Raw genomic sequence first — 9,996 nt, 5'->3', positions numbered from 1 at the left:
ATCTCCGCTTTTATGGTTTCAGCGATAATTCTTGTGCTGTCTACCCAAATAGTTGATTCGCAAACTAAAGAGATTTCAGGAAAATTGGAAAGACTGTATGAGGAAAGAGAAAAACTGATAGAATTAAAATTTAAGGGATTAAAGCCGTTAGAGGATTAATAATATCCTCTTTTTTATTATTTTTAAAAATTATTTTTTGATTTAGGCTTATCAAAAACCGAACATTGATAATTTGCGTGTGGAACGCAATAAATTTTCTTTGAAAATTTAAGTCGCGTAAACCGCGTTGTCGCGGTAACGCGACTTTCGTGGCGTTCCAATAGCGTTGAACGTAAAATTTTGCTAAGCAAAATTAACGTTCTTACGCTGTGCCGAGGGAGGGACTTGAACCCTCATGAGCTTGCGCCCACAGGTTTTTGAAACCTGCGTGTCTGCCAATTCCACCACCCCGGCAATTGCTTTGATATTATCCGATTTTAATCTGTTTTTCAACCTCAACCTTGTAATCGCAGGTTTTGTTTGAACATTTTATTTTCTTTCCTTTTGTTTCAATCAGAAGGGATTGGCATTGAGGGCATTTTTCTCCGGTCGGTTTGTCCCAAAGGGCAAAATCGCATTTCGGGTAATTATTACAGCCGTAAAATATTTTTCCTTTTCTTGTTCTTTTGGCCGTAACGTTTCCGTTCTCGCATTTTGGGCATTTTACTTTAAAATCGTCTTTCGCCAATGACTCGGTGAATTTACAAGTCGGGAAATTTGAGCAGGCGTAAAATTTTCCAAACCTTCCCAGTTTAATCGTAATTTTGCTCCCGCACTTGGGGCATTTTCTGTCAGTAGTTTCTTCAACGGTTTTTTTGTCGCTTATTTCTTCGTATTTGTTTTTTAAATTTTTCGCAAAAGGGTCATAGAAGTTTCTGATTGTAGGAACCCATTCCTCCTTATTGTCAGCGATTTGGTCTAATTTTTTTTCCATTTCAGCGGTAAAATTAATATCAACAATTTCCGGAAAATGTTTTACCAGCAAGTCGTTGACGACAAAACCGATTTCCGTCGGCTGGAATCTTTTTTGCTCATTTTTCTCAACATAGTTCCTGGCTTGTATTGTTGACAGCGTCGGAGCGTAAGTTGACGGCCGGCCGATTCCATTTTCTTCCATGGCCTTAATCAGACTGGCCTCGCTATATCTGGCCGGCGGTTGGGTGAAATGCTGAAGAGCGGATATTTTTTTCAAATCCAAAACTTCTTTTTCTTCCATCTCCGGCAAAATATTTTCTTCAAACTTGGTCGGATAAACTTTAAGGAAGCCGTCAAATTTTAGAATTTGTCCATTGGCCCTAAAAGTGTATTCCGATTTTCGTGTTTTGATATCAATGGATGTTTGGTAAAAGATTGCCGACGCCATTTGCGAGGCGATAAATCTTTGCCAAATCATTTCATAAAGCCGTTCCTGATGGGCATCTTCAAAAGCGCTTTGCTTATCTGAAGTTCGCGGGATGAAGTCCGGTTTAGTCGGCCTGATTGCCTCATGGGCCTCTTGGGCGTTTCCCTTAGTTTTATATTTTTTTAAGAATCCTACCCAATATTTTTCTCCGTAATTTTTTAAAATAAAATCTTTAGCCGCAAAAAGCGATGCTTCAGAAAGATTCAGAGAGTCGGTTCTGTGGTAGGTTATTAAACCTTTTTCGTATAAGGATTGGGCAGTTCGCATCGTTTGCTTGGCGGAAAAGTGAAATTTTCTCCAGGCTTCCTGTTGAAGAGAACTGGTTGTGAAAGGCGGGAAAGGATTTTTTAAGGTTTCCTTTTTTGTAATTTTTTCCACGCCGTATTCATCTCCTTCCAATTCTTGGAGTATTTTGTCTCCTTCTTCCTTGTTTTTAATTCCCAGTTTCTCTATCGTTTCTTCCCCTTTTTTTATTAGGATTGCTTCAAACTCCGAATTTGGGATTTTTAGGAGCGAAGCGACAATACTCCAGTATTCTTGCGGAATGAATTTTCCGATTTCTCTTTCTTTATCAATGACCAAACGAACCGCTGTTGATTGAACTCTTCCGGCGGAAAGTCCTCGGGCGACTTTTTTCCAGAGAAAAGGGGAGAGTTTGTAGCCGACAAGCCGGTCAAGAATTCTTCTGGCTTGCTGGGCGTCAACCAAATTCAAATCAATCGTTCCGGGTTTCTTTAGAGCTTCCTTGATGGCTGATTCGGTAATTTCATGAAAAGTAATTCTTTCATATCTTTTGCATTTTTCATTTTTATTTTTACATTCGCTCAGACCTAATGTCTGGGCGATGTGCCAAGCGATGGCTTCTCCTTCTCGGTCAGGGTCGGCTGCTAAAATCACCAGTTCTGCTTTTTCAGCTTCTTTTTTGAGCAAGTTAACTGTTTTTCTGGCCTTCGTTGGAATCACGTAATCAGGTTTGAAATCTTTTTCTACATCAAGGCCGAGTTTGCTTTTCGGCAAATCTCTAATGTGTCCGAAAGAAGACAATATTTTATAATCTGACCCCAGAAATTTTTGAATACTTCTGGCTTTAGTCGGACTTTCCACGATTATCAGTTTCATTTGGTTTTAATTAGCGTTTTATTGCATAAATTCCCTCTTCTAAATTTATTACCTTACCTTTTATTTCCAAAATAGCAAGCAAGCCAACTATTTTTCCGGCCGGCATTTTTGTTTTTTCAATAATTTTATCAGTATGGAGGGGTTCTTCTTCCAGAATTTTCAAGAGTAAATTTTCTTCTTCGTTTTCTCCCCTCAAATTCTTTTTTTGGATTCTTTTAAAGCTGAAAGAACTTAGCTCCCTTAAAATATCATCGGCGTTTTCAACTAATTTAGCTCCTTGTTTTATCAGGCAATGGCAGCCTTTGGAATTTAAGGAATGGACTTGACCGGGAACGGCGAAAATTTTTCTTTTTTGTTTTTTAGCCCACCCGGCTGAAAGCAGGGAGCCGGATTTTTCTTTAGCCTCAACAACTAAGACGCCCATGGATAGTCCGGTGATGATGCGGTTTCTTCGGGGAAAAGCGAATCTCGTCCCTTTTGTTCCCGGAGGATATTCAGAAACGAGCATCCCGCCTGAAGAAACAATATCCTTAGCCAGTTTCAGATTTATTTGAGGATAAATACTGGCGTCATCCGGACCCGTTCCCAAGACAGCGATAGTTTTGCCCTTTTTTTCTAAAACTGATTGGTGAGAACAGGTGTCAATTCCCGGAGCCAGTCCGCTGACGATTGTCAGTCCGGCCTCGGTCAAATCGCCGGTTATTTCCATTGCCATCTGTCTTCCATAAGGAGAGCACATTCTCGTTCCGACAACAGCGAAGCAATCATCATTCAAAATAAAATTTCCCCTGAAGTAAAGTTCTTTCGGCGGGTCAGAAATTTTTTTCAGGAGTTTTGGGAACTCGGCGTCATTAATTGTAACTTTCTGAATTCCATCAGTCATTCATTTAGTTTATCAGAAATTAGAATTTCCGCAAAAAAATTCGTTCAGATTAGTCGGTGATATCGTTTTCTTAGATTGAATTTAAGGTCAAGAAGAGATAAAGTGAATGTAAGCGATCATCGCCAAAGCCTTTGGCGTTAGTATAGATGTTTTAATGAAATAAAAATTATGACAAAAGAGGAGATAATAAAAAAAATGAATATGGCTTGGCGATAGCTTCTGAATTACCTGATTTGGAGTTTAAAACTTCAATAAAAAATATCCCAAACGATATTTGGAGAAGTATTTCAGCTTTTGCTAATCGTCACGGTGGCGGACTTGTTGTTTTTGGGGTAGATCAAAGAGTAAATGCTATTACTGGTTGTGAGAATATAGATTTTATGCAGACCAAACTTACAGAATATTTTAATGATAAAATGAGTTTTGTTTTGCGACCCGAATATCACGTGATTTCATACAAAGATAAAGATATTATCGCGGTTTATGTTCCAGAATGTCCGAAAGACTATGTGCCGTGCTATTTTCGTCCAGTTGGATTGCCAAATGGCGCCTATATTAGAGAGGGAAACACAAGCAGAAGAATTACAGATAATGAGTTTAGAACATATATTGCGACTTCTAAAGAGTTTCAGTTTGATCGTTCCGAAGCAAGAGGGACAAATAAAGATGATGTGTCAATCGCAAAAGTTGAACATTTACTTGAGCAAAGCGAAACGGATGTTAAGAGAGGAGCAAGCCATGAGGCAAATGATGTTGTTTTAGAAAATCTTGGAATACTGGGCAATTTTGAAGGAGAATATAAGCCGACAGTTGGGGGGTATTTGATTTTTTCTAAAAATTATCCTCAAAATAAACCGTCTTTTGATAGGTTTACAGTTCGTTGTGTTCGCTACAGCGAAAGCGATCCGGCGTCAAAAATTATCGATTCAGTCGACCTTAAGGGAACGCTTGATGTTTTGATTGATGAATCATACAAATTTGTCTTAAAAAATATTTCCAGAAAAGCCTCTATCATTGGCACAAAAAGGGAAGATAGATATGAATATCCAGAAGAAGCCATCCGCGAACTTATTGCGAACGCGATTATCCATCGGGATTATAAAATCATTGAAACATATAATCAGATCAGAGTATTTCAAGATCGACTGGAAATTGTGAATCATGGTTCGCTACCTCCCGGAGTGACGGTGGATAATATAAAAGAGGCACAATTCAGTAGAAATTCCATGATTGCAGCGCGATTGAAAGATATGCGTTATTTGGAAGAATATGATCGAGGTATAGATATCGTTATCAAAAAAATGAAAGAATGGGGTTTGCCCTCGCCACTTTTCAGAAATTCAGTCAATAGTTTTGAAGCGATTTTATTGGGTGAGAGATACCAAGAAATAAATGATAGGCAAACTAGGCTGATTGATGTTTTGCTTATTAAAAATAGGCTTACGATTTCTGATTGCCAAAAAATACTCAAAGGCACTCCCAGAGCAACAATCAACAATGATCTAAAGAAACTGCGAGACTTGGGAATATTAGTCGCCAACGGCGCTTCAGTAAACATTTTTTACACTCTGGCGTTTTAGAGGCTTTTGAAGGCAATAATAAAAATGGCTTAAGATAAAGAAAAATAGACCCGAAATACAATAAAGGCAATTAGAGGCTTTTATAAGAAATAACTATGACAGATCAAACAACTATAATTCCAAAAGGCTGAAAAATGAAGACGCTATGAGAGGTGTTGAATATTAAATCTGCATCGTGGGGTCAGACCCCACGATGAAGACCCCACGATAAATTTAACTTAGTTAAGCAACGCCCAATGTTGATTTAGGAATTTGATGTTGATGATCTGATGTTGATGTCTGATGTTGATGTCTGACGTCAACATACGTCAACATAAAATCTGCTCATAATGAAGGTAATGAAAATTAAACATAAAATTTTAATATGGAACCCATTTTTAAAATTGATACTTGGGAATTTATAAAAATGATGCTTTGGACTATGTGGTTTGTTATTAAAATAATGTGGCCGTTTTTATTGTTTGTATTTTTAATAAAAATTTTTGAGGTCTGGGCTGATAGAAAAATTGATAATTGGAAAGGGCGGAGAAGGAGGTGAGATGGTTGAGGGCAAATCTTGACGGATGATGCTGGGGCGTGTGCTTGGCTAAGCCAAGCACAATCAATAGTTTATAGAATGGGTAAAAAGCGAGAAATTAAGTTTTTGGAAATAAATTTTATGTTAGAGCAACAAAATAAAAAATACCATTTTTTCTTAGACGAAACTGGTGACCACGGCTTAACTTTTATTGATGATAATTTCCCGATTTTTCTGTTAGTTGGTTGTCTGTTTGAAGATTCAGAATATCAAAAAGCTGTCGCAAATATTATCGCCCTGAAACAAGAATTTTTTAATACCAGTCAAGTTATTTTACATTCAAGAGATATAAGAAAATGCGAAGGATCTTTTCAGGTATTGTTTGATATTGATATCAAGAAGCGTTTTTATGAAAGACTTAACAAGATTATTTCCGAAGCGAAATTTATCATTATTTCTGTTGCGATAGACAAAAAGAGGCATATTGAAAAATACGGAAAAGTCGCAGACAATCCATATTCAATTTGCCTCTCTTATATTTTAGAAAGATTGGTTTTCTGCACTGACGACAAAAACTCATCACCAAAAGTTTCAATTACAATAGAAAAAAGAGGAAGAAAAGAAGACGAGCAATTGCTCGCCCATTATAACGAGATAATTGATCGCGGAACATTTCATGTTATTTCCACCAGATTTGAAAAAAGAATTGAAAGTTTTTCAATGGTTACTAAAAAAGATAACGATAATGGCTTGCAGATAGCCGACTTGTGCGCTTATCCAATCGCTCGTCATGTTTTAAATTCGGAGGAGCCGTATATTCCCTTTACCATTATCAAAAATAAATTATATTGCAGTGGCGCTGGCAAAATTGACGGTTATGGACTTGAAATTTTTTCGTAAAAAGCAAAAAGTCCCTTGCGGAACCTTTTGCCGACCGGGGACACCCCGATCCATTACTTATAGCATAGCAAGCGGTCGTTGTAAGTCAATAGGCCATCGCGGGGTCAGACCCTACGGCAATATGACCCCACGACGATAGTTTATTGGTTGAATTCGGACATGGTTTTTTCTAATCCTTGGCTCAAAATCATTTCAACAGCTGAAATGGTTTTCTTGATTATTTCCTTAACAATCTTTTCTTCTTTTTTATCAAATTTTCCGAGAACGAATGCTTCTATTTTTTGAGTTTTAAGCTGTTGTTCTTCATTTTGCATTTTTAGTTTTGAGCTTTGGTTGACTCCGATTCTTATCCTGATGAAGTTCTTTGTTTTTAATTCTTTGGCAATTGACTCAACTCCTTTATGCCCGCCGGTTCCTCTGTTTTTGACAATCTTTATTTTTCCCAGCGGTAAGTCAATGTCATCATGAATGACAACCAAATTTTCAATTTTTAATTTCTCCCGCATCTTGCCCCGCCATAGCGGGGTTGAGGCGGGACAATCCTTGATTATTTTCTTTATTGATTGGCCTGAAAGGTTCATAAAAGTTTGCGGTTTAGCGAGAACGATATCTTGTCCATTAATTTTTCCTTTGGAAATTTGAGCATTAAAAATTGATTGAAAATTGAAAGTTGTCCCGCCGCTACGGGATTCCGTCAACGGGCGGGAAAAATTAGCGACGATTCCATCGATTGCCTTAAAGCCGATATTATGGCGCGTATTTTTAAATTTTTCGCCCGGATTTCCCAAGCCGACAATCAATAACATAGTTCGATTATATCACCTCTCTTGTTAAAACAAAAAAATACTGATAAAATCACAGATATGAATAAGTATTTCTCCTTTGTTTTTGAGGTTGTAAAAATAACCGTTATCGCTCTGCTGATAGTGCTTCCTATCCGCTATTTTTTATTTCAGCCTTTTTTTGTCAACGGCCAGTCAATGGAGCCGAATTTCAGCCAGAATGATTATTTGATTATTGATGAAATGTCTTACCGATTAGGCGATCCGGAAAGGGGAGATATAGTTGTTTTTAAATATCCGGAAGATCCGTCAAAGCGTTTCATCAAGAGGGTTATCGGCTTGCCCGGGGAAACAGTGGACGTCAGCAATGGGCAAGTGATAATCAATGGGAAAGACGGCTCAAAAGTTTTAGACGAAACAGGGTATCTTCCTTATAACGTTTTCACTACGGGGAATGTAAAAATTTCAATGAGGGAAGATGAGTATTTTGTTATGGGAGACAATCGGGCGGTTTCTTTTGATTCAAGGAGTTGGGGAATTCTTCCGAGAAAAAACATCATCGGTAAAGTTTTTTTGAGGGTTTGGCCGTTTACCTCTCTCCATGAATTCAATACTTTGGATTACAATAATTAATAACTAAATATAACAATGGAAAAATTAAAATTTCAGTCTCCGACCGGAATGCACGACATTCTGCCGGAAGACCAAAAATATTTTCAAAAAATAAGTAAAACCTGTGAAGAGTTCGCTGATTTTTACGGTTTTCAACCGATAACCACTCCCATCCTTGAAGAGAGCGGGCTTTTTGAAAAAGGGACAGGAGAATTAACGGATATTATTCAAAAAGAAATTTATTCTTTCAAAACAAAAGGAGGTGATTCTTTAGCTTTGCGTCCGGAAGGAACTCCGCCTGTCGTGAGGGCTTATCTTGAGCACGGGATGCAAAGCCTTCCTCAACCGGTAAGATTAAGCTATTTCGGGCCATTTTTCCGCCACGACCGGCCTCAAGCCGGAAGATATCGCCAATTTCATCATTTTGGAATGGAGGCGATAGGGGAAGGGAGCGCTTTAATTGACGCTCAAATAGTTCAGATTTTTTATAACATTCTGACTTCTCTTAAATTGAAAAAATTAGTTGTGGAAGTGAATAGCATCGGAGACGGACAATGCCGATCATCTTATAAAAGAGCCTTAAATAAGTATTTCCGCTTGAAAACATCTTCCCTATGCCCTGATTGCAAGAAGAGATTGAAAGATAATCCTTTAAGGATTTTGGACTGCAAGAATGAAAAATGCAAGGAAGCTGCTCTGGAAGCTCCGCAGACGGTTGATTATCTCTGTGAAAATTGCCACAGCCATTTTAAAAGATTTTTGGAATTTCTGGATGAGATCGGCATTCCTTACACATTAAATCCCCGCCTTGTCCGAGGATTGGATTATTACACCAAAACAGTTTTTGAAATTTACGAAGAATCTGAAGAAGGAAAATCTCAAGGCACTTTGGCGGCCGGAGGAAGGTATGATAATTTGGTCAAGCTTTTGGGCGGCAAGAAAGACACTCCTGCCTGCGGAGGGGCGATGGGAGTGGAAAGAATCATCAATATGATGAAGGCGCAGGGAGCGGAAATGCCCCAGCCTGTTTTGCCCAAAATTTTCTTAGCTCAATTGGGAGAATTATCAAAAAGAAAAAGTTTGAAGCTTTTGGACGATTTCAGAAAGGCGAAGATTAAAGTGGCTGAGTCGCTGGGACGCGATTCCTTGAAGCCGCAATTGAAGATAGCCAATAAAATCCAAGCCAGATACTCTCTGATCTTGGGACAAAAGGAAGCTCTGGCTGGAGAAATAATTATCAGGGATATGGATAGCAGGGTTCAGAAAATAGTGAAATTGGATAAGGCGGTTGAGGAGATGAAGGAAATGCTCAAAAAACAACAATCATAATATGGCTGACTGTATTTTTTGTAAAATCATAAACAAAGAAATTCCATCAACGATTATTTATGAGGATGACCAGATTGTGGCTTTTAAGGATATTAATCCTGAACCGCCAATCCATATTTTAATAGTTCCTAAAAGACACATAGCTTCCGTCAGCGATTTGGGGATTGAAGACGAGGCTCTGGTCGGTAAAATGATTTTAACGGCCAACAAAATAGCTGAAGAGCAGGGGGCGAAGGAAAAAGGATATAAGCTTCTGTTCAACGTCGGCAAAGGCGCCGGTCAAATAGTGGAGCACGTCCACCTTCATCTTCTCTCCGGCTGGAACAGCCAAGAGAACAAGGAATAGGGAGGGAGGGATATAAATTTTAAAACCCCGATTGTCGTCGGGGTTTTAAAGTGATATAAAATTTAAATGTTTATTTCAACTCCGGTTTTTTAATCTCTTGGATTAAGCTACTTCCTTCCTCAAAATCTTTTTTTGAAAATCCAACCGGCTCCAGTCCGGCCATTACTTCATTGTCTTTCCTTTTCTGGAAGAGAAAAGCCATTGTCTTCATAAAGTCTTTAAATTTAGGAGAAATAATACAAACATCGATGTCGCTCCATTTGTGAGCTTTCCCCTTTGTTTGAGAGCCGAAAATTATTACCTTATCAACGGGTAATTTTTCTTCGTCTGATAGACGCTTGCCATAGCATCTGACCATATTTATTATTTTTTTAGAAATTCTTCTTTTAACCATAACCCACAGCTACCCCTCAATCCGAACACTTAACGCATTCAACTTCAGACCTTGATAGTTGATTATTAATATCGCTCATAATACCACGAAATG

At 38.3% G+C, this 9,996-nt stretch carries 9 protein-coding genes, 1 tRNA gene and 1 pseudogene (1 of these 11 only partly in view); 6 read left to right on the top strand and 5 right to left on the bottom strand.

Annotation, left to right across the window (positions count from 1 at the left end; translation table 11 throughout):
* Window positions 1-159 (top strand): annotated as a pseudogene (locus COS96_00905) (hypothetical protein); it begins 195 nt to the left of the window's first position.
* A gap of 210 nt (window positions 160-369) precedes the next feature.
* On the opposite strand, the gene COS96_00900 reads toward COS96_00905, so the two are convergent.
* The 3 genes from COS96_00900 to dprA all read right to left on the bottom strand — a co-directional run bounded on the left by COS96_00900 (window position 370) and on the right by dprA (window position 3,443).
* A tRNA-Leu gene (locus COS96_00900) sits at window positions 370-453 on the bottom strand.
* Window positions 454-466: 13 nt separating this feature from the next.
* Window positions 467-2,560, bottom strand: a complete 2,094-nt coding sequence (locus tag COS96_00895) for a type I DNA topoisomerase (protein PIU44084.1) — start codon at window positions 2,558-2,560, stop codon at window positions 467-469.
* 10 nt (window positions 2,561-2,570) lie between these two features.
* A complete protein-coding gene (gene dprA / locus COS96_00890; GenBank protein ID PIU44083.1) occupies window positions 2,571-3,443 on the bottom strand; it encodes a DNA-protecting protein DprA in 873 nt (290 codons plus the stop codon).
* 206 nt (window positions 3,444-3,649) lie between these two features.
* On the opposite strand from dprA, the gene COS96_00885 reads away from it, so the two are divergent.
* Both COS96_00885 and COS96_00880 read left to right on the top strand, forming a co-directional pair.
* Window positions 3,650-5,023 (top strand): hypothetical protein, encoded by a 1,374-nt coding sequence (locus tag COS96_00885; protein ID PIU44082.1) that lies wholly within the window; start codon window positions 3,650-3,652, stop codon window positions 5,021-5,023.
* A gap of 616 nt (window positions 5,024-5,639) precedes the next feature.
* A complete protein-coding gene (locus COS96_00880) occupies window positions 5,640-6,440 on the top strand; it encodes a DUF3800 domain-containing protein (GenBank protein ID PIU44081.1) in 801 nt (266 codons plus the stop codon).
* Between the two features lie 140 nt (window positions 6,441-6,580).
* Here COS96_00880 and COS96_00875 read toward each other — a convergent pair whose 3' ends face one another.
* Window positions 6,581-7,246 carry an aminoacyl-tRNA hydrolase gene (locus COS96_00875; GenBank protein ID PIU44080.1) on the bottom strand — a complete coding sequence of 222 codons (666 nt, stop codon included), beginning with the start codon at window positions 7,244-7,246 and terminating at the stop codon, window positions 6,581-6,583.
* Window positions 7,247-7,303: 57 nt separating this feature from the next.
* On the opposite strand from COS96_00875, the gene lepB reads away from it, so the two are divergent.
* From lepB to COS96_00860, 3 genes are read left to right on the top strand one after another with little or no spacing between them, the layout of a single operon-like run.
* Window positions 7,304-7,855: a signal peptidase I gene (gene lepB / locus COS96_00870; GenBank protein ID PIU44079.1), complete on the top strand. Its 552-nt coding sequence runs from the start codon at window positions 7,304-7,306 to the stop codon at window positions 7,853-7,855.
* 15 nt (window positions 7,856-7,870) lie between these two features.
* Window positions 7,871-9,163 (top strand): histidine--tRNA ligase, encoded by a 1,293-nt coding sequence (locus tag COS96_00865; protein PIU44078.1) that lies wholly within the window; start codon window positions 7,871-7,873, stop codon window positions 9,161-9,163.
* Between the two features lies 1 nt (window position 9,164).
* A complete protein-coding gene (locus COS96_00860; GenBank protein ID PIU44077.1) occupies window positions 9,165-9,509 on the top strand; it encodes a histidine triad nucleotide-binding protein in 345 nt (114 codons plus the stop codon).
* A 70-nt stretch (window positions 9,510-9,579) separates the two neighbouring features.
* Here the strand turns inward: COS96_00860 and COS96_00855 are convergent, their stop codons facing one another.
* A complete protein-coding gene (locus COS96_00855; protein PIU44076.1) occupies window positions 9,580-9,903 on the bottom strand; it encodes a hypothetical protein in 324 nt (107 codons plus the stop codon).
* Window positions 9,904-9,996 lie beyond the last annotated feature (93 nt).

Source organism: Candidatus Nealsonbacteria bacterium CG07_land_8_20_14_0_80_39_13 (assembly GCA_002779355.1).
GTDB lineage: Bacteria > Patescibacteriota > Minisyncoccia > Minisyncoccales.
Note: the sequence above shows the minus strand (reverse complement) of the source record. Positions and strands in the feature narration are given on the sequence as shown.

What these genes read in the sequence shown, in the direction of transcription:
- dprA (PIU44083.1), bottom strand. Translation starts at nt 3,443, where the DNA reads ATGACTGATGGAATTCAGAAAGTTACAATTAATGACGCCGAGTTCCCA.
- COS96_00880 (PIU44081.1), top strand. Translation starts at nt 5,640, where the DNA reads ATGGGTAAAAAGCGAGAAATTAAGTTTTTGGAAATAAATTTTATGTTA.
- COS96_00865 (PIU44078.1), top strand. Translation starts at nt 7,871, where the DNA reads ATGGAAAAATTAAAATTTCAGTCTCCGACCGGAATGCACGACATTCTG.
- lepB (PIU44079.1), top strand. Translation starts at nt 7,304, where the DNA reads ATGAATAAGTATTTCTCCTTTGTTTTTGAGGTTGTAAAAATAACCGTT.
- COS96_00875 (PIU44080.1), bottom strand. Translation starts at nt 7,246, where the DNA reads ATGTTATTGATTGTCGGCTTGGGAAATCCGGGCGAAAAATTTAAAAAT.
- COS96_00855 (PIU44076.1), bottom strand. Translation starts at nt 9,903, where the DNA reads ATGGTTAAAAGAAGAATTTCTAAAAAAATAATAAATATGGTCAGATGC.
- COS96_00895 (PIU44084.1), bottom strand. Translation starts at nt 2,560, where the DNA reads ATGAAACTGATAATCGTGGAAAGTCCGACTAAAGCCAGAAGTATTCAA.
- COS96_00860 (PIU44077.1), top strand. Translation starts at nt 9,165, where the DNA reads ATGGCTGACTGTATTTTTTGTAAAATCATAAACAAAGAAATTCCATCA.